At 66.3% G+C, this 20604-nt stretch carries 24 protein-coding genes and 6 tRNA genes; 13 read left to right on the top strand and 17 right to left on the bottom strand.

Going from position 1 to position 20604, the window contains the following annotated elements:
• The first annotated feature begins 122 nt into the window (after positions 1–122).
• The 7 genes from BIV04_RS01585 to BIV04_RS17485 all read left to right on the top strand — a co-directional run bounded on the left by BIV04_RS01585 (position 123) and on the right by BIV04_RS17485 (position 4482).
• Positions 123–698, top strand: coding sequence for a hypothetical protein (locus BIV04_RS01585; protein ID WP_083396044.1), 576 nt, complete (start codon positions 123–125; stop codon positions 696–698).
• Between the two features lie 17 nt (positions 699–715).
• Positions 716–1504, top strand: a complete 789-nt coding sequence (locus BIV04_RS01590) for a carbonic anhydrase (protein ID WP_177174737.1) — start codon at positions 716–718, stop codon at positions 1502–1504.
• A gap of 2 nt (positions 1505–1506) precedes the next feature.
• On the top strand, positions 1507–2235 hold the full coding sequence (locus BIV04_RS01595) for a hypothetical protein (protein WP_071253558.1): 729 nt from the start codon (positions 1507–1509) through the stop codon (positions 2233–2235).
• On the top strand, positions 2232–2408 hold the full coding sequence (locus BIV04_RS16960) for a hypothetical protein (protein WP_177174738.1): 177 nt from the start codon (positions 2232–2234) through the stop codon (positions 2406–2408). Before BIV04_RS01595 ends, BIV04_RS16960 begins: the two co-directional genes overlap by 4 nt.
• A 452-nt stretch (positions 2409–2860) precedes the next feature.
• Positions 2861–3424, top strand: coding sequence for a helix-turn-helix domain-containing protein (locus BIV04_RS01600; protein WP_083396045.1), 564 nt, complete (start codon positions 2861–2863; stop codon positions 3422–3424).
• Entirely contained in the window at positions 3405–3902 is a 498-nt protein-coding gene (locus tag BIV04_RS01605) for a YbaK/EbsC family protein (protein WP_369825256.1), read from the top strand. Before BIV04_RS01600 ends, BIV04_RS01605 begins: the two co-directional genes overlap by 20 nt.
• 139 nt (positions 3903–4041) lie before the next feature.
• Positions 4042–4482, top strand: coding sequence for a GNAT family N-acetyltransferase (locus tag BIV04_RS17485; protein ID WP_369825279.1), 441 nt, complete (start codon positions 4042–4044; stop codon positions 4480–4482).
• Between the two features lie 587 nt (positions 4483–5069).
• Here the strand turns inward: BIV04_RS17485 and BIV04_RS01615 are convergent.
• The 4 genes from BIV04_RS01615 to BIV04_RS01630 form a co-directional block, all read right to left on the bottom strand.
• Positions 5070–5606, bottom strand: a complete 537-nt coding sequence (locus BIV04_RS01615) for a hypothetical protein (RefSeq protein WP_071253562.1) — start codon at positions 5604–5606, stop codon at positions 5070–5072.
• A 31-nt stretch (positions 5607–5637) separates the two neighbouring features.
• Positions 5638–6153: an HNH endonuclease gene (locus BIV04_RS01620; RefSeq protein WP_071253564.1), complete on the bottom strand. Its 516-nt coding sequence runs from the start codon at positions 6151–6153 to the stop codon at positions 5638–5640.
• Positions 6154–6225: 72 nt separating this feature from the next.
• A tRNA-Cys gene (locus BIV04_RS01625) sits at positions 6226–6300 on the bottom strand.
• A 142-nt stretch (positions 6301–6442) separates the two neighbouring features.
• Positions 6443–6518: transfer RNA gene (locus BIV04_RS01630), tRNA-Arg, on the bottom strand.
• Between the two features lie 42 nt (positions 6519–6560).
• On the opposite strand from BIV04_RS01630, the gene BIV04_RS01635 reads away from it, so the two are divergent.
• Positions 6561–6863, top strand: coding sequence for a hypothetical protein (locus tag BIV04_RS01635; RefSeq protein ID WP_071253566.1), 303 nt, complete (start codon positions 6561–6563; stop codon positions 6861–6863).
• Between the two features lie 28 nt (positions 6864–6891).
• Here BIV04_RS01635 and BIV04_RS01640 read toward each other — a convergent pair whose 3' ends face one another.
• From BIV04_RS01640 to BIV04_RS17350, 11 genes are all read right to left on the bottom strand, one after another.
• The gene (locus BIV04_RS01640; RefSeq protein WP_071253567.1) at positions 6892–7107 is read right to left on the bottom strand and encodes a hypothetical protein; all 216 of its coding nucleotides are present in this window, start codon (positions 7105–7107) and stop codon (positions 6892–6894) included.
• 48 nt (positions 7108–7155) lie between these two features.
• Positions 7156–7231: transfer RNA gene (locus BIV04_RS01645), tRNA-OTHER, on the bottom strand.
• Positions 7232–7254: 23 nt separating this feature from the next.
• Positions 7255–7330, bottom strand: a tRNA-Thr gene (locus BIV04_RS01650).
• Between the two features lie 84 nt (positions 7331–7414).
• A tRNA-Pro gene (locus BIV04_RS01655) sits at positions 7415–7488 on the bottom strand.
• Between the two features lie 29 nt (positions 7489–7517).
• Positions 7518–7599 (bottom strand) — tRNA-Leu (locus tag BIV04_RS01660).
• A gap of 116 nt (positions 7600–7715) precedes the next feature.
• Positions 7716–8042 (bottom strand): hypothetical protein, encoded by a 327-nt coding sequence (locus BIV04_RS01665; protein WP_071253568.1) that lies wholly within the window; start codon positions 8040–8042, stop codon positions 7716–7718.
• Positions 8023–8847 carry a hypothetical protein gene (locus BIV04_RS01670; protein ID WP_071253570.1) on the bottom strand — a complete coding sequence of 275 codons (825 nt, stop codon included), beginning with the start codon at positions 8845–8847 and terminating at the stop codon, positions 8023–8025. Before BIV04_RS01670 ends, BIV04_RS01665 begins: the two co-directional genes overlap by 20 nt.
• 23 nt (positions 8848–8870) lie before the next feature.
• Positions 8871–9476, bottom strand: coding sequence for a hypothetical protein (locus BIV04_RS01675; RefSeq protein ID WP_071253572.1), 606 nt, complete (start codon positions 9474–9476; stop codon positions 8871–8873).
• A 20-nt stretch (positions 9477–9496) separates the two neighbouring features.
• Positions 9497–10384, bottom strand: coding sequence for an HNH endonuclease family protein (locus BIV04_RS01680; protein ID WP_071253574.1), 888 nt, complete (start codon positions 10382–10384; stop codon positions 9497–9499).
• 563 nt (positions 10385–10947) lie between these two features.
• The gene (locus BIV04_RS01685) at positions 10948–11304 is read right to left on the bottom strand and encodes a hypothetical protein (RefSeq protein WP_143048494.1); all 357 of its coding nucleotides are present in this window, start codon (positions 11302–11304) and stop codon (positions 10948–10950) included.
• Positions 11305–11449: 145 nt separating this feature from the next.
• Positions 11450–11584: a hypothetical protein gene (locus BIV04_RS17350; RefSeq protein WP_255364105.1), complete on the bottom strand. Its 135-nt coding sequence runs from the start codon at positions 11582–11584 to the stop codon at positions 11450–11452.
• A 639-nt stretch (positions 11585–12223) separates the two neighbouring features.
• Between BIV04_RS17350 and BIV04_RS01695 the strand changes: the two genes are divergently transcribed.
• Positions 12224–12952, top strand: a complete 729-nt coding sequence (locus BIV04_RS01695) for an Asp23/Gls24 family envelope stress response protein (RefSeq protein WP_071253580.1) — start codon at positions 12224–12226, stop codon at positions 12950–12952.
• Here BIV04_RS01695 and BIV04_RS01700 read toward each other — a convergent pair.
• Positions 12936–13565, bottom strand: a complete 630-nt coding sequence (locus BIV04_RS01700) for a hypothetical protein (protein ID WP_143048495.1) — start codon at positions 13563–13565, stop codon at positions 12936–12938. The two genes, BIV04_RS01695 and BIV04_RS01700, sit on opposite strands and share 17 nt — an antisense overlap.
• A gap of 419 nt (positions 13566–13984) precedes the next feature.
• Between BIV04_RS01700 and BIV04_RS01705 the strand changes: the two genes are divergently transcribed.
• Together BIV04_RS01705 and BIV04_RS17355 are read left to right on the top strand one after the other, a co-directional pair.
• The gene (locus tag BIV04_RS01705) at positions 13985–14413 is read left to right on the top strand and encodes a hypothetical protein (RefSeq protein WP_143048496.1); all 429 of its coding nucleotides are present in this window, start codon (positions 13985–13987) and stop codon (positions 14411–14413) included.
• Between the two features lie 62 nt (positions 14414–14475).
• Positions 14476–14601, top strand: coding sequence for a hypothetical protein (locus tag BIV04_RS17355; protein WP_255364106.1), 126 nt, complete (start codon positions 14476–14478; stop codon positions 14599–14601).
• 531 nt (positions 14602–15132) lie between these two features.
• Here the strand turns inward: BIV04_RS17355 and BIV04_RS16295 are convergent.
• Entirely contained in the window at positions 15133–16857 is a 1725-nt protein-coding gene (locus tag BIV04_RS16295) for an ATP-dependent endonuclease (protein ID WP_083396047.1), read from the bottom strand.
• Between the two features lie 480 nt (positions 16858–17337).
• Between BIV04_RS16295 and BIV04_RS01715 the strand changes: the two genes are divergently transcribed.
• On the top strand, positions 17338–17823 hold the full coding sequence (locus tag BIV04_RS01715) for a GNAT family N-acetyltransferase (RefSeq protein ID WP_071253588.1): 486 nt from the start codon (positions 17338–17340) through the stop codon (positions 17821–17823).
• 96 nt (positions 17824–17919) lie between these two features.
• On the top strand, positions 17920–20493 hold the full coding sequence (locus BIV04_RS01720; protein WP_071253590.1) for a DEAD/DEAH box helicase: 2574 nt from the start codon (positions 17920–17922) through the stop codon (positions 20491–20493).
• Positions 20494–20604: the final 111 nt, after the last annotated feature.

Raw genomic sequence — 20604 nt, forward strand, 5'->3', positions numbered from 1 at the left:
ACCTACAGCGATCGCAGCAGATGGGGACGATCGCTCGGGACGACATGACCGGGTGGCGTGGGCAGGAGCCTGGAGGAGACGACGAGCCGGACCCGCCGGATCGTCGGACAGGAGACGACCTCATGGACAGCATCACCGCCGCGGCCTTCGCCGCCTCCGCCGACGCGGAGCCGAGCACCCCGTCGTTCACGGCCCGGGAGTACGCCACCGTCCGCGTCCCCGCTCGCCACGAGCAGCTGCACCGCGACACCTACAGGGCCTTCGGCTGGGCCGTCGAGGCGTGGCGCGGCCCGGCCACGTCGATCGTGCCCGCGACGTCGACGTCGACCTTGAAGCTCACCCGGGACCGGGCCCTCCGCGGTCGTCAGGTGCTGGGTGAGCTGCAGCGTGAGGCCGAGGGCGCTCTGTTTCGTATCGAGGCGCTCGAGCGTTCGCGCTCCGTGCGAGCGACCGCGGTGGCGGTGGTCCTCGGTCTCGTCGGCGCTGTCTTCCTCGCCGGCTCGGTGTTCCTCCTGGACAGCGGTCCGTCGGTCGTCTCGATCGGTCTCGGCGTCGTCGGTCTCGGGCTGTGGGCACTGGCCTGGCCCGCGCACCGGATGTCGGCGGTACGACGGGCCGAGCAGATCGCTCCTCTCCTCGACCGCCAGTACGACACCGTGTACGACGCGTGCGAGCGCGCCGACGCGCTGACCCGCTGATGCACCGCCTTCTCACCGTGGCATCCGTCAGCGCGGCCGCCCTCACCCTCGCCGCGTGCACGGCGCCTTCGGCACCAGCCTCCGACCCGCCGGCATCCACCGGTACCGCGTCAAGCTCGACGACGCACTGGTCCTACGACGAGGACGGCGGCGCAGCCGAATGGGCCGCGTTGTCACCCGAGTGGTCCGCGTGCTCCACGGGTACCCCACAGTCCCCCATCGACCTGCCCCGGGACGCCCCGAGCGGTGCAGGGGCGACCGTCCTCACCGGCGCAGTCGAGATCGAGGAGGCGGACACCGGACTCGCCTCCCAGGTCACCGCAGAGGACCGAGGATCGACCGTCATCTTCTCGGGCGCCTCGTACGACCTCCTGCAGATCCACGCGCACACCCCCGCAGAGCACACGGTGGACGGTGTCGCGCACGCCGCGGAGATCCACCTGGTCCACACCGACTCTGCCGGCCGCCTCCTCGTCCTCGCCCTCTTCGCCGAGGAGGGCGCTCGGTCAGATGAATGGCAGCCCGTCATCGACACCGCGACGGCGGAGGACGGTGCGGATGCAATCGTGGACATCGCCGACCTGCTCCCGGCGACCGCCTCGACGTGGACCTATGAGGGCAGCCTCACCACCCCGCCCTGCACCGAGGGAATCCGCTGGGTCGTCTTCGAGCAGCCCGTGACGCTCTCTCCTGAGCAAGTCGAGGCCCTCGACGCGGCACACCACCACAACTCGCGCGGCGTGCAACCTCTCGGCGATCGCGAGATCGTCCGAGCAGTGTCCACGGTCTCCCCCGGGGTGGACTGACTGTGCCCGCGCTCCGCCCGATCGGCCGCGCCGACGCTGTAGCGCTCCTCCGCGATCAGAGCCGACGCGCCGTCCTCTTCACGATGGCGTCCGTCCCGGCTGCAGCTGTGCTGGCGGTCGGCAAGGGTGTCCTCTTCGTACTGGCCCCCTCGACTTCTCTGCTGGGGACGGTCGTCTTCGCCATCGGTGTCGTCGCCCTCAAGGTCGAGATCATCCGTTGCCACGTCGTCGTCCGACGGACCGTCATCCAGGCGGCGGCCGATGAGGCGGCCGATGTCGATCCCGCACGGATGCATGAACGCACCTACCGCGTCACGGGAGTCGTCCTGGTCACCCTCTCCGTGGTGTTCATAGTGAGCTTCATGCCACTGGTCACGGGCTCTGCAGAACAAACCAGGTACGAGAAATGGCCGGCCATCATCCTCGCCGCCGTGACCTTCGCGGAGATCGGCCTGGCAGTTCACGGAGTCGTTTCGGCGCGGCGCAACCGCGACCCTCTCGCCGAGGCAGTCAAATTGACGAACCTCGCGGCAGGCTTCGTCTTGCTCACCCTGGCCCAGTCAGCACTGATGTCCCTCGATCCCGTCACGGACCCGGGGCCCGCCGGCCCCCTGAGCGGCATTGCGTTCGGTTCACTCGCCGCCATGGTCGGCGTCTGGATGCTCGTGCGATCGAGAAAGAAATCGCGAGCTGCGGGCAGCCGCCCCGGGAAGCGAACGGTCGGCGCATGAATCGCCTCGTAGTGATCGCGTCGGCCGTCGTGACGGGAATCGTCCTGGTCGGCGTCGTAGGGGCCGCGCGATACCGGGCCGATGCGCGTTGGATGCAGCATGACCCCGCCATCCAACTGCTCATCGACCGGCGCACATCCCGCGAAAAGTATGACGCTGAGAACCGCCGGTGACGACCTTTCAGGCCACCTTGGCTGTCCGTATCTTCGGTGTTCTTGTTTGAAAACCCCGAGCAGAATCACCGGTCCATCAGGCAGCCAAGTGACTTCGCGGTGACCCGTGCCCTATTAAGACGACGTTGTTGTCGTCTCGGGATTCTCGAGCGCAGGGTGATGATGGGCGACCGTCGACGCCGTCGGCGACCTCCGCTCTAGAAATGGAGGTGACTTGCCACCAAAGACTGGTGATGCGCAGTCATAGCCAACATCGCTGTGGTCCCTCCGCGCGACGGTTGCACCCTGCGCCTCCGTGAGTTCGGAAGGCCCTTTCGCGGCGCTGCGTGATCGGTGTCCTCGCTGCCCGTCAGGCCGCCCGCCGACAGCCCTGTTTCACGGTCAAGCCGGACGTGGGTGTTGCCAATCGAGAACAGTGAGCGGTAGCGTTCTGTAAACAGAACGGAGGTTGCATGACGAAGACGATGGGTGAACGGCTGAGGCTGCTGCGCACCAGCCACGGCGTGTCCTTGTCCGAACTGTCCCGTCGGAGCGGTGTCGGCAAGGGCACTATCTCGGAGTTGGAGCACGATCTCCGGGGAGCGCGTCTTGACACACTCTTCGCCCTGACCACGGCACTGGATGCGCCGCTCGGGGCACTGATGCCCGATCGCGACAGCGCCGATGACCCGCATGTCAGCGGCACCTCGGTCACCGCGGCCCTGCTCGACCGGTGGAACCTCGAGCCAGTAAGCGTCGAGATCTACCGAGCGACGGTCACGGAGGAGGTGCAGGAATCCGTCCCGCACGCTTCCGGCGTCCAGGAGACCGTGACCGTCATCCACGGACGCGTGCTCGTCGGCCCAGCTGACGGAGGGCTCGAGCTGGGCGCGGGCGAAAGTCATCGCTACGCCGGCGACGTCCCGCACCGCTTCAGCGCACTTGGCGGGCCTGCGCAGATCGTCCTCGTTATGCACTACCCGACCACCAGCACTGGCACCGGCACCGAGGAAGGACATGACCACCATGACCGATGAGCAGCAGCTCCCCGAACGCAGCCAGATCGTTCAACGACACCTGCGTGAGGCGGGCCTCACCGCATCCGTCCGGGAGCTTCCGGATTCCACCCGCACCGCGGTCGACGCCGCGACCACGCTCGGATGCGAGGTCGGGGCCATCGCGAGCAGCCTCTTGTTCCTCGCGGACGGCGACCCGATCTTGGTGATGACGAGCGGTCGGCACCGCGTTGACACGGACATCCTCGCGACCGAGGTCGGAGCCACCAGCATCGCGATGGCGAATGCGAAGCAGGTCCGTTCCGTCACAGGGCAAGCCATAGGTGGGGTGGCACCTGTGGGGCACCCGTCGCCGGTTCGCACCGTAGTCGATGTCGCGCTCTCCGCTTACGACACCGTCTGGGTTGCCGCCGGCACCCCGCACACTGTGGTGCCGCTGAGTCCGGGCGAACTCGCCTCACTTACCGGCGGCGTGCAGGTACGGGTCGCCGCAGACTGATGCGGCCCATGCCGCCGGCGGACGACTCTGAGGGGCCGTCCGACATCACATTGCGACCGTTCCAGGTGGATGACCTGCCGTTCTTTGCATCCCTGGCGCAGGACCCGCGCGTCATACGTCACGTCGGCGACGGTCATGCCTGGACCCTGAGCAGATCGACCAGCGGACCCAAGCGGCACTGCAACAGGACGAGGTCACTCAGGCCGGTGCTGCACGATGGTTCGTTGTAGACGAGGCAGGTCGTCCTGCCGGCCGTCCTGTCGGGTTATTCACGATGACCCGGCGGGAGCAATCGGTCGAAATCGGCTACTGGGTCGCGCCACGACACTGGGGGCGAGGAATCGCCGGGGAAATGCTCGGCCTCGGAACGGCAGAGGTTGCCGATCTGTTCGGAGAGCAGTGCGTGACGGCTCGTGTAGCCGAGGGCAACATCGCCTCTACGAAAGCGCTCAAGCGCCGCGGTTTCGAGTACTTGGGCGAGCACAACGGGCTGAACGTCTACTCCCGGTGTCATGAGAGCGGCTGCGACCAACCCGACACCGCTCACTCGCGCGCAGTCGTCCACCTTCATCGCCTGTAGCGCGACAGTCGGGCTCACCAACACCACACCGACACGGGGCGGCGACCTGGAGTGCAGCGGAACGCCTTGGGCCCAGCACATGTGTGCTGAACAGGATTTTTTGCGGTGGGCCCTACCGGGCTCGAACCGATGACATCCACGGTGTAAACGTGGCGTGGGGCCTAGGTTCTTGCCTGTAGTTGCGCAGAACTGCCGCTTTTCCGGGGTAAGGAGTGCAGCTGCGTGCAAGAGAAGGCGGTGATGCGCAGCCCGTCACCAACACCACACCAACACAAAGCTCGGACTGTGCGCGGAGCATGGGCCGTGCATATCCTCGGTTTGAGCAAGACCAAATGTGATCGCGATCGTGAGCGATTAGGCCACATTTGCGTTGTCGACTGTCAATCTGTTCGTGCTCAGCGTCACGAGTTCTCGCAGAGGCTAACCCGTAACAGGGTCCGTCGAGATTGGTGGACCATGGCGACCTGCGCACGGGTTCCCTTGAAGCTGCCCACCTATGACACATGGAGACGGCCTACCCAGGCCAGTCGCGTAAACTCACGCGCCATATCCCGCGGCCCAATGAATGTCCATATCCAGTCGCGTGATCACGCCTTTCCTACGCGAGGCGGACGGCTGCGGCTGTGCCGGGATCTGCGGCCGTTCGTGAGGTTGGCGAAGGGGAGCTTGCCGAACTGGTCGATGAAGTCGTCGAGCATCTCTGTCTCGGTGGCGCGGGCGTCGGCGCTCTCTTGCCAGGCCACGAGCAGGGTGGCGCTGTCTCGGAGCTGCCACAGGTAGCGGCCACCGTTGTGGCTGCCGCCGAGGTCTGCACCGTGGAGCCGGTACTCGTCGAGGCGCTTGGCGATGCCTCGGTCGCCCTTCGAGCCGAGGTCGGCCTTGCCGATGTAGACGACCTCAGCGCCCGTGACCCATGCTGCTTCGAGGGTCGTGATGGGTTCGGTGTGCCGGCGGCCGGGCACCACACGGCCAGCATTCGCCTCGAGGAAGACAGGTGGTCCTGCATCAGGCCGGACGACGACGTAGGTGCCGGCGCCAGGCGGGACGGGCGACGCCGGCAGGTCCGCGAAGGGCACGAAGCCGTGGAAGCCTGCCGCCGTCAGCCCTGCGCGTGTCCACTCCATGACGTGAGCCTAGAGCGACCGGCAGCCGCTGCTACGCGACGAGGCCCAGGGCGACGACGTCGGCGCCGGTGGCGGTGACGGCCACGAGGAGTGTGTCCCTCGTGGTGACCTCACGCGGCTGCAAGAGCAGCGGCATGCCGGCCTCCTCCGGGGTGCGGTTGGCCTTGTAGCCGTTGCACTTGAGGCAGGCGGCGACGGTGTTGAGCCACGTGTCCGCTTCGACTCGCGTGAGCCGGCTCGCCGGCATGATGTGGTCGACCGTCGTGCCCACGCGGCTGCGTCCGCAGTAGGCGCAGGTGCGGTTGTCACGTTCGTGGACGCCTCGGCGCGACCACGTTGCCGCGCGGAAGCGGTACGGCACGCGGACCATCTCCCGGAACTGGACGACGCGCGGGAGCGGGAAGTCGGCCTCAGCCGACCGGATCGAGGCGCCCGGGACCGACTCGACGATCACCGCACGTTCGCGGACGAGGTAGGTCATCGCTCGGCGGAGCGGGACTATCCCGAGCAGCTCGAAGCTCGCGTTCAGTACGACTACGGACGTCATGGCCCCAAGTCCTTCTCTTCCCTGTCTCTGTGTGGCTATGCGTGTGCGGCGCGACAGCAGTGGATGAAGAGGTGGAGGCGACGACGGGAATTGAACCCGCTTCCAGCGGCTTTGCAGACCGAGCCCTGACCAATCGGGAACGTCGCCAGAGGGGTCCGTGCCGTGTGCACGGAGAGCTGCCTGCCCTGGGCTCGAACCAGGAGTCTCACGATCCAGAATCGCGCGGGATGCCAGTTACCCCAGCAGGCAAGACCGCACCGGGGTGCGGGGCGACAGACGGGACCTGTCGTGGTGCGCTCGGAGGGATTCGAACCCCCAATCCTCTGCTCCGTAGGCAGATGCCGTGTCCGTTGGGCCACGAGCGCGCAGTAGCTGGTAGATCCCCATGCAGGCGCTACGTTCCTGGCATGGGTCTTCGCGTCTTCCTCATCACTTACGACCTCGACCGCGAAGGTCATGAGGGCATCCGGCACTTCTTCAACCACGGCTACCTGCCCGAGTCGGAGGGGCAGTGGATCAGCGTGCAGAAGTCCGTGCGACTGCTGCTCAGCAGTGGCGACGCGCGCATGCTCGCCGACGACCTAGCGGAGCACACCCGAGGAGGTCACATCGTTGTGGTGGACGTGACCGACAGCGGCTTCTCCGGCCGAACGAAGCCTGCGGTGTGGGAGTGGCTCCGTGATGCGCGAGCGCGAGCACTCGCAAGCTGAGGCGCCGGGCGGGCCGAAGCTCGCTGCGTCAGACGGTCCGGGTGATGTCGACCAGCTCGTCCTCCGTGACGTCGGCGAGGGTCACGTAGCCGGAGACCGCCAGCTTGTCAGCGACGTCGAGGGCCCACGCTCGGTCGGTGTCCGCGGCGGACCATTCACGGATCTGCTCCGGGGCCTTACGACCGATGGCGCTGAGGATGCCGGCCTGGCTGATGGGGGTGAGGGTCGTCGGGGTGAAGGTCATGATCGCTCCTTCGTTGGGCGGGATCGGGCGCCGTCCATGGCGCGAGGGTGGTGGGGCCGGCGGGAGTCGAACCCGCGTCATCCGCTACGGCGAGCCGGATAGGAGCCGGAGCCGGTACGGCCCCGCGTGAGATGCGCGGTGTGATGCTGGTGCCCCCGGTCCGGTATCGAGCCGACCTCCCGTGATTACGAGTCACGTGCTAATCCATCTCAGCTACGAAGGCATGGAGCGGTGGTTTCGCCCACCGCAGGCGTCCGGCTGAATCGGATCGGACTGCCGTCGGAGTTCCGACGACCGGCCGAGCTTGTCCGGGTGGCCAGATTCGAACTGGCGACCCCCTCGTCCCGAACGAGGTGCGCTACCAAGCTGCGCCACACCCGGATGCTCGATCGAGGCTCGAGCTGGCCCTGTGCGCACGGCGGGACTTGAACCCGCACGCCCCGAAGGACACCGACTACTCAGGCCGGCACGTCTGCATTACGTCACGCCCGCATGGAGCCTTGCCTGGGTGCCGACCCCAGCGCCTCCTCCGAACCAGGGAGGTGCTCTGCCGCTGAGCTAGCCAGGTCACGGCGTCTGACGACGGGCTGCAGCCCGAGGGCTGAGGTCTAGTGCCAGAAGCCGCCCGTGAACGGTGCGCTTCGGTGGTCGACGAGCACTGGCCCGTCGACGTCGAGGTCGTCGAGGCTGTCGCTCGAGGCGAGGTCGGTGGTGCGGGCCCGCTTCACGACGTCGCCGAGGACGGTGCGGGCGTTGGCACGCTCGGGGCCTCGGTAGCGCAGGCTGATGTCGTGCCGGTTGGCGCACGAGTGCGCTTCACCGCGGTGGTGGGGCGTCTTCGGTTCGCACAGGAGGCTCGGCTTCGCGGCGCTGGCGACCGGTCGTGTGCTGCAGTCTCGGCGGACGTTGTCGTGCTCAACCCCGGATGTCCTCAAGCGTCTCGACGGTTCCGTCGTCACGACGCCAGCGCTTGGCGAGGTCGGTGGCGAGCCGGGCGCGTGCTCCTGGCGTCGCCGGCGTGCTGTAGCCGGCGTGCTTGACGGTGGGCACCTTCTCCGGCTCGACGTCGGGCCCGGAGGTCTCGTCGCTGGCCGGGTCGAGGATGACGCGGTGCCCCTGGCCAGGCTCCGCTGCGAGACGGCGGGCATCGAGCTCATCCTTCGGGACGTAGAAGGTCTGCCGGGTGCCGTCGGAGGCGCGGCGGCCGATGACGCGGACGACGCCGGGACGGTCGTCGTCCATGCTGGCGGAGATGAGGACGAAGTCGTTCTCGTGAGCCTCGGCCCAGACAGCCTCGTCGCGGACGTCGGACTCCCCCGGCGCGATCGTCGTACCGGTTGCCGCCTCGTAGGCGTCGGGGAACCAGTTGCGGACACGCTTCTCAGCCACGCCGTCCTCGATGTGCGGGAAGGCCTCGGGGTGGTGCATGGCGACGATCCACCACTCACAGTCCTCCTCGAACCAGATACCGGCGACGTCGCGGAGAGGCTTCGGGATGGCGGCGCGACGCTCACGGCTGAGCTTGAGGCCGCCGTGCCCGGGCGTGCCGACGGAGACGATGCCGGGGGCGATGTCGGTGACACTGTCGGCGGTACCCCACGGGGTGCGGGAGCCTTCGTTGACGGTGACGGTGCCCCAGTCCTTCGCCGGTCCGCCGAGGCTGACCTCCGGGGACGTCTGCGGCTTGTCGGTGAACGTGCCGTTGTCGACGCGCGGGTGGTCTGCTTCGAGGAAGGTCATGCCTGGTACGTGTGCGGCGACGCTCAGGCGGTGGTGAAGTCGCCGCTCATCCGCTCGAGGTGGCCGCGGGCAGTGACGAGCGCGCCCTCCTCGACGTGCTGGTAGCCGCGGGCATCGACACCGGCGAAGAGGTCGACGACGGAACCGTGCTCGGCGCGGAGGCTCATCTTGCGGTCGTTCTCGACGAGGACGGTAGCCGTGGCGCCGTCGCTCACCGTCACGACGTTGCCGTGCCCAGAGTCGGCGCGGACGATCGCGTGGCCGGAGGTGACCTTGAGGCGGAACATGCCTCCGCGGACGTCGACGAGGATGGGTCGGCCGTCGCTGGGGCCGACGACGTCGAAGTCGCGGGTGGTCGATCGCTGGCCGAGGGTGTCTGCGCGGAGGATGACGCGGCGGACGGCGCCGTCGGCCTCGCCGCGGGTGTTCCGGAGGGCGGCGGCGGTCTGCGCCGAGCCGACGGGCGCGCGATCGGCCGTTCCACGCTCGAGGGCATCGGACCAGATGCTGGAACGTGTCGCGGCCTCTGCGACGGGCCAGCCGTTGAGGGAAACCTCGGGGGCGCCCTGGTCCTTCGTGGCGAAGGTGCCGTCGGTGGCGCGCGGGTGCTGGACCTCGAAGCTCGTCATGCCACCTACGTGTGCGGCGGTCAGGCGTTCCAGTGGAACCGGCCGCTGGCGTCGGCGCCAGCCTTGCCGCAGGTGTAGGTCTTGCCGGTGGCGGCGACACCAATGGCGCCCGGCTCGGCGCAGTAGCCGCCGGGGTGCACGGTGGCGGAAGCTGCCTCGTCGGCGGCCGGAGTCTCGGGCGCGGGGACCTCGGTGGACGGGGCGGGGGTCGGGGCGAGGAGCGAGCCGGAGGCGCCGCAGGTGTTCAGCGTCGTGACCATGGCGTCGTGCTCGGCCGGGGTGACCCAGAGCTCGTACTTGGCCTTGACCTGCACCTGGGCTGCGACGTACTCGCAGCGGTAGGGCTTCTGCTTCGGCTGCCAGGTGGCGTAGTCGCCGTTGGACTTCTGCTGGTTGGCCTTGCCCTTCACGGCGATGAGGTTCAGCGGGTCGTTGGCGAGGGCGACGCGGGCGTCGTAGGAGATCTGCTGGGCACCAGTGGCCCATGCGTTGCCGAGGCTGACGCGGTGGTCGATCTGGATGACGTGGCCGGGCTCGAAGGGGATGCTCTCGCCGGTGTAGGCGTCGTGGAGGATGCCGTCGACGATGTCGCAGCCGTTGCTGGTGCGGGTGTCGTCGAGGTCCCGGGCGAGGATGTCGTTGCGGGTGTCGCAGCCGTTGCTGTCGACGTCGAGCCAGGCAGCGCCGAAGAGAGCCTCGCGGTTGCCGGTGTAGCCGGTCATGGGCGACTTGCCCTTCACCGGAAGCGTCTCGAGAAGGTCGAGCACCTCGGTCGCGGGAGCGGCGACCGTCTCCTGCTTGGCGGGGTCGGTCGTGGCGAGGGCCGTCGACGTGCAGCCGGTGAGGGCCACGAGCGCGAGTGCCAGGGCAGCGGTGCGGGTGGCGAGGGTGCTCGTGCGGCGCGTCATGCTCGGCTCATGCGCGGCACATTGGTGCCTAATCGGCGCGCGAAGGGCCGGTGAAACCCTGAACCACGGCTAACCACGAATAACCACGAATTACCAGAGCTCTGGTTACAGCAACTTCCGCCCAGTCACTGGGATCCAAGGCCCTTATCTCTCTCTCTAACCAAAATAACCACGATTTCTACTACTACTACTTAAGGGGCTGGTCCTATACCTTCACGTCTCTCTATCCCCTGGCTCTATACATCCACTTCTCGCCGAAATCGTGGTTCATGGTAATTCTGACGAAGAACCCCTGGTCAAAGGGGTTTTTATGTGTAACCAAGCTCTGGTGATCCGTGGTTATTCGTGGTTAGCGCAGGGCCGATTTTAGGGCATAGATGCACGATTGGGGGCCTGCGGCTCGCCCTGCAGGCGTGAGGCAGGGTCGAGGGCACCACGCCACACGGGCCGCCTGTCAGCTCTCGAGCTCGTCTAGCCGCTCGACGGTCGAGCATGTCGGGGCCGAACGACGGCCCCGCGATGGGCGTCATCGGGCCGGCTCGCTACCACCGGGCCCTGCCAAGTTAGAAGATCCGGACCTCGTCCGGGGACGTGAATTCGCGACGCGACCCGGGAGCGAGCGCCCCGAAATGCTTAGGGACAGCTCCCGGCAGGAGCAACTCAGCCACGGCTTCCTGCACGGGGAGGCCCCGAGCCTTCGCGTCCGACAGCCTCCGCATCCAGCCCATGCCCACGTTCATCGCGATATCGCCCTGCGAAGGCGAGGGGACGTAGCTCGCGGCGTCGACTGTGGAGTCCCACCAGAGCCGCCCCAGAACGACTCCATCTCGCTCGACGTCGTAGGCCGTGACATGCCCGCTCGAATCGCGCGCGTAGCGCGGCCGGACGTTCGTGAAGGTCCCGAACAGGTCGGCCGACATTGGGCCCTTGTTCGGGTCGCCTGCGTACCCACTCGTCATCTCAGCACCCCGAAGATCCTCCACTTGCCGTCGAACAATACCGTGCGCCGGAAGCGGCTCAGGTGCCCCTGTCGACCTCGCTGGGAGACCTCCGCCGCTTCCGGCGCTAGGAGCGGATCACCTGCGCGGAGCTCACGGCGCCGCTCATGCTGACCTCGACCCGGGAGGGGAACGCGTCCTGGACATCTCCGATGTGCGACACGGTGATGAGGTTGACCTCCTCGGAGAGGCGGAAGAGCATCTAGACCATGTTGGTGATGCCCGACTCGTCCAGCGTGCCCCAGCCCTCGTCCAGTAGGAACGTCTCGATCGGGGTGCCGGTACCCCGGGCGATGACCTCAGCGAGGCCGATGCGGATGGCGACGTCGACGCGGAACTTCTGACGCCGGAGAGGGACTCGTAAGCCAGCAGGCCCGCCTCGGAGGTCTCGACGTAGACGGACACCTGGTTCTGGGCGGCGCCCTTGGCGGTCCCGCGAGTGGTGCGGATGGACACCGTCAGCTGCCCCCTCGACAGCCGCTCGAGCGAGGCGTTGACCGCCTCGTTCAGGCTCTCCATGATGCCGGCCAGGACCATGGCCGGGATGCCGGCGGGGCTGTACGCGGTGCGGAGCTGGTCGTGCAGGTCACGGTCGACGACGGCGACTCCCCGGTCGCGGCGGATGTCGGTCAGGCGCTCCTCGAGCGCGGCTCGCTGGCTGACGGCCTCGGAGCGGCGTGCGGTCTCAGCGGCGTAGCGGCTGGCCTCCTCGCGGAGGCCTGTGCGCTCCTTGCTCAGCTCCTCCCGAGCCGAATCCACCTGCGCGAGCTCCGATGCAGCGAGGGCCTCCGCGGCGGTCACAGCGTGCTCGAGCGCCGTCTCCTCGTCGGACGGCTGCGCGGTGGCGACGACGATGGGGGCTGCGGCGTCGAGCTCGGCCTGGGCCTCGCGGACGGCGGCGGCCTCGGCGCTTGCGGCCGCGGCCATGGTTTCGGTGTGGGCCCGGGGTGGCCGCCGCGAGGACGGCCGCCTCCTCGCGCCCGGCTTCGGTCATCATCTCGACGGCGCGTGCGTCGCTCGTCTCCCGCTCGGCGCGGCTGGCGATGAGGGCTTCGGCGTCCGACACTGCGCGCGCCTGCTGAGAGGCCGCGTCGTCGTTCTGCTGCACGGCGGCGAGCTGCTGCTGGCGGTAGCCGTCGTACTCGGCCGCCTGCTCCTTCGCTGCGACGGCAGCGGTCCGAGCTTCGTCCATGCGCTGCTGGAGGACGACGATGGCCGCCTCCTGAGCCTCGATGAGCTTCTGCGCGTCGCCCGCGGTGAGGTGCTGCTGGCAGGAGAAGCACGTCGCGTGGTCGCCGGACTCGCTCGTGCGGCGCAGGATGTCGATGCGCTCGCGCGCTTCCGCCACCTCGGCCTTCATGCCCTCGTAGCTGGCCTTGTGCGCCGAGTAGGTAGCCGTGTAAGCCGTGGCGACATCGTGGAGCCGGTCCGCGTTCTCGCGGCCTTCTGCGGCCGCCTGGCGGTAGACCTCGACGTTGGCGAAGAGGGTCGGAAGGTCGCGCTCGGCACGGCGCGCGCAACGCCCTGCCGGACGGCTGACTTAGACGTCGGCGTCAGCCGAGGACGATGACGTCGTACTTGTCTCCGGCGACCTCGGTGGCCTTCGCGATGTAGGCGTCTCGATCGACGTCGTAGGCGGGGCCGGTGAAGGGGTTGCCGTCCTCAGGTGCGCTGTTCACGCTCGACCACACCATCTGCGTGTCCGTCTTGCCGGCGTCGGGGCTGCTGAGACTAAGGGACGGATAGACGACCATCACGTCTCGACCGGTTGCGGCCTTCACCTGGTTGACGCGATCGATCATGACCTGCCGGCGTGCGTCTCGCACATCGCCTTCGACTGAGGACGTGGTGACCGCGATGTCTTCCGCGAACTGCGCGACGATGTCGTTGCGTACCTGCTCCGGAAGAGTCTGCGACGGGTCGACCTGGATGACGGTGCCGTCCGCCAGGGCGTAGTTCCGAACAGCAGCGTCCGCCTTGGTCTTGGCGAGCCATTCCGTCTCGAAGGTGGTGAGCTTCCCGTCGCCGTTGAGGTCACCCTCGAGAGCTTCGGGAGTGGCTGTTGCTGTCGGGGGCGCCGCCGCGAGCTCGTTCAGCGTGTCGGCGGCCGCCGAACAGCTGACGAGCGTGGTTGTGAGCGCGATCGCGACGACGGACAGCGTGATGTTTCTCCCCCAGGACATGCCCTCAGCCTGGCGGCCGGCCTCAGTGGCGCGGAAGCCCGCCTTCGGGGGCGTCATGTGGGCACCGCCACAGCTCGAGCCCCGAGGACCAGACGGGTGCGACCACCGCGGGGCTTCGGCCTGGACCAGGCGATGTGTCGCCAGGCTTCGGAGGCGACCTTGTACCAGCACGTCCGCGAGCTCGTCGGCGCTGCCTGATTGCCGCGCATGAGACCGGCGACCGCCGCCACTCGAGACCCGAGGACCCCATGAAACGACGACTCGCTGCCACCCTGACCGCCGGCGCCACCGCCCTGCTCCTCCTCGCGGGGTGCTCCGGACCCCAGACCACGCTCGGGCAGCCTCTCGAGACGGATCTGTGGGGATCCAGCGAGTTCGAGGACGGCACCGTCTCGATCACCGCCGAGTCCCTCGAGCCGGTGTCCAAGGAGACGATTACGTCGTGGGAGCTCGACGCCGGTGACCAGGACGCGTATCTCGCCCGGTTCACCGTCAAGGTGGTCGACGGCACCTGGGAGCAGCCAGAGGATGACGGGGACAGCACCGGCATGTTCAAGAACCAGATGTGGGCGATCGGCACCGACGACGGCCTCGTGAAGGGACCCGCCCGGCAGCGCGACATCCTCGGTGGCCAGTCTCGCGAGTCGTGGGAGGTGTGCCCGGACAGCAGCGGCCCCATCAAGGCAGCCCTCGCCGCCGGCGACGAAGCTGACGTGTGCGCCCTCCTCCTCGCCCCGCAGGGGTCCACGGTCACCGAGGTCGGCTACACGAACGCCAAGAAGGACCGCGGGCGGCGCACCATGGGCGGTGCACATTCGATCACCTGGTCGGTGGAGGACATCAAGTAGCGGCTGCCGCGCATGGGACCCGGGGCGAGCGCGCACCGAGCGCGCCCGGTGAGGACACCCGCATGAGCTTCGACTTCGAGACCGCCAACGCCAACCGAGGCTCGGTGTACCAGATCGGCATCGCCCGCTTCCTCGGCGGGCGAGTCACCAAAACGGCGACCCTCTTCGTCACCCCGCCGCCTGGCTAAGAGAGGTTTTCGCCCATGAATATCGGCATCCACGCCTCCGACGTCGTCGGGGCGACAGAGTGGCCGGAGATCCTCGCGCGTCTCACCAGGTTTACGAGGGACCTCCCCTAGTCAAGCGCGACGCCTCGGTTGCGAGCTAGGTGGACCTAGTGCACACCGAGTCGGCGCCGGGAATGCCACATCGCGGTCCAGGGAGACTGCGAGGAGACAACCCGCTTTCTTTCGAACTTTAATAGCCGTATTTGGGACAATACCGCGGCCAGCACTCCGATCGGGTCGCGACACAAACTGTATATCTCGAGTTACGCGAGATTCTTCATCGACGCTGTCGCTGGCTCGGGATGCCGGCCCTCGAGAAGCCAGAAGCGGAAATCCCCGATCTACTGTTTGCGGACTCGGACCACGGCCCTGCCGCGTTCTGGGGAACCGTGGGCTGCGTCGATTACAAACCACTCGACAACCCAGCGCAATCGTGACGGGTTTTAGCGAGCCAGACTGAGTAACCAGTGGCTCAGTGAGACAAGACTCCCGTCATTTTGCCGCTTCCGTTAGAATTGCTTTCAGGTCAAGGGCCATTCGGTCGCGCGAAGCAGCAGGCACCGTGTTGCCGAACGTCCCGCTACCAACTAAGCCTTTGCTCTGCGCAGACTCACGGATCTGCGCAGTTATCGTTTTCCCTAAGATGCCGAATTGCGGGCCGTCAGCCTCCGTTTCAGCGGCAACACTCACGTCGCTGTAGTGCTCGAGGTCACCTTTTCTGTTCAACTTTGATAAGGCATCGTTCCTCTTCCTCCGACGCTCCTTCAGACCCTTCTGATTCTGAGACGCGGACTCAACAGCACGGTCGATCACAGCCTGGGCGACGTCACGAGATACGTTAAAATGGGCGGCAACGACATCAGGGTGCGCCCAGTAGGCTTCGACGTCGGAATATTGCGTCAGCCAGATTCTTAATCCGTTTTCTTCATATGGAGAGCTAAAAGCTGTCGACTCGGCCGGCATCATGAAGTCGCGGTCCCTGTGGAGCACGATTGGGATGCTCTTGCCGAACAACTTCTCAAGCCCCTTCATTGCCGAGGCGGGAGGTAGATTGGAGCTTCCGTCGAGGGGCCAAATGGCAGTGACTCGTTCCAGGTCCGGCCACTGAGCCAGAAGGTTGCGCAGCATGCCAGTGTTGGAATCTTCGGTCATTAGCAGAACGCGCCGATCGAGCAGACCCCATCCCATCAACGCACGTCCCTCTGTGTCGCCTTCGGGATGAACCGTGCCGTCCTTCATCCAGATCACCTTGGCTTCCGGAGGTAGCGCTCGAACTATCGAAGGGCTGTGAGTCGTGAGGATTACCTGGGCGCCCTCTTCGAGAGCGGCACCCGCCAACACCCGCATCAATCGTTCCTGTGCTAACGGGTGCAAATGGGCGTCGGGTTCGTCAACCAGCAACAATCGAGGACGAAAGTAGACAAGATAGGCGAAGATCTGGAGCACCTGCAGCAGTCCCGTTCCCGCGAATTCGAGAGGCGTGAAACGCTTCGGGTCGAGGGATTTAATCTGCTCAGTTTGGAACTGCGCTTTGATGCTGGTGTCCTTATCTTCATTAAAGTCAATTCGCAACGAGACTTCTCCGACGACCTGCGAGACGTACGCCTGAACCTTCTGGAGCAGACTTGCTTCGCCATCGTGTTCCGCGTCCAGTAGCGCTAACACGTTGCGAAGCATCGTGTTAGCATCTCCTGCTGCGGCGGACCGATGGACTACGAGTTTGGAGCGCTTCTCCTCCGATGCCGCGATACCGGCGACTCCGGGGATGTAGGCGCTGATCTCACGTTTGCGATCACGAATGGTCGAAACGACCTGATTCTTCGAGGGGGCGTTAACCGAGATGCCCTCGTTGCGAGCAGCAGCTATCCACATATGCGCAGTTAGCGTCTCCCCGTCGTCCATGACTGCCCCCAGGTTCAGATCCAACTGGGGCCGCACCTTGCCGCTATTGCCGTACCTGGCACCTTGGCCCGCATCCAAATAGTCGGGTGAGGGTGTGTAGATGGCGTCACGTTCGGAAAGTGTCGAGCCCTTAGCGGGATCCGCACTTGGCTTCACCTCGGGGTGCCTGACGGCCTGGAGCGCCCAGTGGAGGGCCTGCAGCACTGAACTCTTTCCGGAGCCGTTGTTGCCGACAAGGACGTTAAAGTCGGCTATCTCAAGCTCCGCCTCCTTGATGGCTTTGAAGTTCGAGATCGAGACTGACGTTAGTTTCATGGTTCCCCCTAAGGCCGATACGACGCTTCCCCCGGAAGCCGCCTAGCCTAAACTAAAAGCTACAGGCTATCCGGCGGGATTTGTGGACCTGCTAAGAACGGGGTCGCAGTCGCCGGGAAGGCCAGGCTGGTGCTACACGCGGCGAAAGAAAGTCGGGGGGAACTGCGCTCGGTCAAGACCCGGGCCGACGTGTGGAGGGCACAGAGTCACAGTTTCACGGCACCTGAGAACACTGGGCCTTGCTCTTGGCAAGCAGCCGCTGTCCGGAGCCGAAGTGCCACAAGCGAAAGAACTGCGCAGGCAAGGATTTACTTACCAGGTCATAGCGTGTCGACTCGCACGGGTTCCACGACAATCAGGTCCACCCTGAGAAAAGAGAATCGATGTGACACTCGATGCGGGCTCTCACCGCATCGATTGCGGACCGTCGGCGCAGGGTTCGAGTAGCGGCGGCGCGCGTTCACGTGTTCTGCTGGTCCTGTGACTGTACGTGCGATCCACCCGGCCGATCGCCCCGAGCTCGTCTCAATGCTGTCGGCGGCCGGCGACCTGCCCTCCGGAACGTCTGACTGGTACCGGAGCGCGAAACCTCCCCACCTCGACCTGGTCGCTTGGAATGACGGCGCCATCGAAGGAGTCGTCACAGGCACGTTCGGGTTCGATTATCGGGACAACCCTTCGTTCGATTCCCTCGAGCTGCCTACCGGTCCGCACGCATTCCTGACTCGCATCTACGTCACCCCTACCGCGCGGCGGCGTGGCGTCGGGTTGGACTTGCTGGAGGCGTTCGCCGACGAGGCGCTCGCGCGCCGGTGCGCGTACGTGGCGGGGGTTGTCGACCAATCGTCTAGGCATGAGGAGCGGGAAAAGTTCTTCACGAACACTGGTTTTGTGATCAGCGACGATCACATGATTGGTGCACGCGCAACGGAGATCATCGAGAGGATTACACAGCTGCGGCGCTGACCGCCCCTGGTCCCGGCGCAGGGACGGCATACGTGAGAATGTGTCTCGCGCAGTTATTCTGCGCGTTGACGCGGGGCCTGCCCCTAGGAGTTCACGATGGCGTTCGTTGGCAAGGCGAAGAAGGCTCCTCAGCATTTCGAGACGCCGGAGGAGATGTACCTCCGCGGGGCGCTCCCTCGAACTAGCCAAGCCGTTCCGTCCCTCTGGCTGCATCAGGGCGACGTCATCCGTGCGTATGCCGAGAAGCATCAGACGACGCCGGACCTAGCTCTGGAGCTCCCGACAGGCACCGGCAAGACGCTCCCGGGCCTGCTCATCGGAGAGTGGGTGCGGCGCAAAGGAGAAGGCCCCGTTCTCTACGCGACGCCCACGAAGCAGCTCGCGAAGCAGGTGGCCGCCGCGGCGAAACGCGAAGGCGTACCGGTCGCGCTCCTCATCGGCAGCCACACGAGCTGGAACCTCGCTGACGAGACAGCCGTCGAGAGCTCCGAAGCCATCGGAGTCACGACGTACAGCGCGATGTTCAACAGCAATCCCCACGTGCCCGTCCCCCGACTCGTCATCTTTGACGACGCCCATGCCGGTGAACAGTTCGTCGGGCACGAATACGGCGTTGACATCCGGCGGTCGGCCGATGAAGACGCTTATCTGGCGGTGCTAGCCGCCCTGAGGCCCTTCCTCTCCGGCCTGTTGCTCCAACGGCTTGAAAGCGCCCCCGACCCCGGCGCGCATCATCAGGTGAGGCTGATCCTCCCGGCGGCAGATCCGGACGCGCTCGCCGCGCTGGATGCGGCCCTGGCCAAGCTTGCGAAACCATACAAGTTCCAATTATCGATGGTGCGCGCTGGACTGGCCTCATGCCTCGTCTACCTCTCTTACGGCGGCATCCAGATACGTCCGATGATTCCGCCCACCTTCGAGAACAAGGTGTTCACGCAGGCTGGACAGCGCGTCTACCTGTCCGCGACTCTCGGTGCAGGCGGAGAGCTCGAGCGTGCCTTCGGCCGCCGAGAAGTCACACGAATGCCGCTGCCCGGCAAGACCCCACCGAGATCCGGCCGGCGCCTGTTCGTCTTCCCCGACCTGGCCGCCGGGGGCGACGGGACGGCCCTCACCAAACGCCTCGTAGGACTCACCGACAAGGCGCTGGTCCTCAGCCAGGACACCGTCGCACGCGCTCGGGCAACCGCGGAGTCGCTCGCAGGCAAAGACGTCCCCGTGCTCGGCCGCGACGAGCTGGAGCAGAAGGGCCTTGAGGAATTCGCCAAAGCGAAGACCGGGATACTCGGGCTCGCGAACCGCTACGACGGCATGGACCTCCCTGACCACGCGTGCAGAATCGTCGTCCTCGACGGCAAGCCGGACGCCGTCGGCTTGCAAGAGAAGTTCCTCAGCGAACGCGCGGAGGCTAACGCGGCGCTGTCAGAACGAATCAGGACTCGTATCGTGCAGGGCGCCGGACGAAGCACCCGGGGTCCGAACGACTACGCGGTTGTCATCGTCCGCGGCGCGGACATCACGAAGTATTTTAGCCGGCAAGACAACATCTCGGCTCTCGAGCCCGAAGTCCAAGCAGAAGTTCAGTTCGGCTGGGCCAATAGCCGCGGTGCAAATCCGGACGTCGTCGTCGAGAACGTCGCCACGTTCCTCGCGCACGACAAGGAATGGCGAGAGAACGGCGAGGAGATGGTCTCGGAGTTCCGAGAAGACGCCTTCAAGATCGAGCCCCCGGCAGCGGAGCCGCTCGGGAAGGCGGCGCCGCTTGAAGTTGATGCCTGGAACCTCGCGTACAGCGGCGACTGGATCGGGGCGAGCGGAAAGATCCGAGAGGCAGTGGTCCACGTCGGGCCCGAAGCGACTCGCGGCTACCGCGGCCTTCTGCTTTATCTCGCAGGCGTCTGGTTGCATCTCGGAGCGAAGGACGAAACGGAGCGGGCGCGGGCGCGCGAACTTGTCCGCGAGGCGGGCCTCGCAGCGAACCGCGGAACTTGGCTGCGCGAGATGCTGCCACTCTCAGCCGGCGGCGAGGTTGAGGACTCTCCGATGGATGTGGTTGCCGTGAACGAGATCGTCGCGCGCCTTCGGGGCCGCATGCGTCCGGGCGCCATCACGGCTGAACTCGCGGAGATGCAGGCTGCGCTCGCGCAGAACGAGGCCGCAAGGTACGAGCGGGGGCTCACGATCCTAGGCAAGTACCTGGGCGCCTCGGCGTCAAAGCCGAAAGGACAGGCGCGTTGCGACTCCGCGTGGGAATGGGGCACCGCGCTGTGGGTTACCGTCGAAGCGAAGTCCGAGGAACGCGAAGACGGGCTGCTCCCCGCCAAAGACATCCGTCAGGCGAACACGCAGCTCGACCAGCTTGCCCATGACCGCGGCGCCGACCACGCGCCCGCGGGCAGCGTGGTCGTACTCCTGTCGGAACGGCTTGCGGTCGACCCTGAACATGCCTCAGGCGCCAATCCCTACGTCTATCTGACGCCGCCCGAGGTGGTGTTCGGAATAGCCGGCGACGTAACCGCTGTCTGGATGCACCTTCTGGCTGCAGCGACCGGGCGCATGTCCGAGACCGAACAGAGGAAGCATGTCCGTGCCGTCCTTGGTGACAACGGGTGCCTGCCGAGTCAGGTGGTCGACCGGCTCACACAGACGCGGATCCGGCCGGGAGACTAGCAACGCTCCACTTGTGGAGCGTTGCATCCGTTCGGAGCGTAGGCGGTCCAATCACGACCCGCTCATCGGGTTGAATCCGGTCGGACGTCTTCTTGGGTCCGCGACGCCCCC

It is taken from the genome of Frigoribacterium sp. MCBA15_019, from assembly GCF_001864945.1.
Lineage (GTDB): Bacteria > Actinomycetota > Actinomycetes > Actinomycetales > Microbacteriaceae > Frigoribacterium.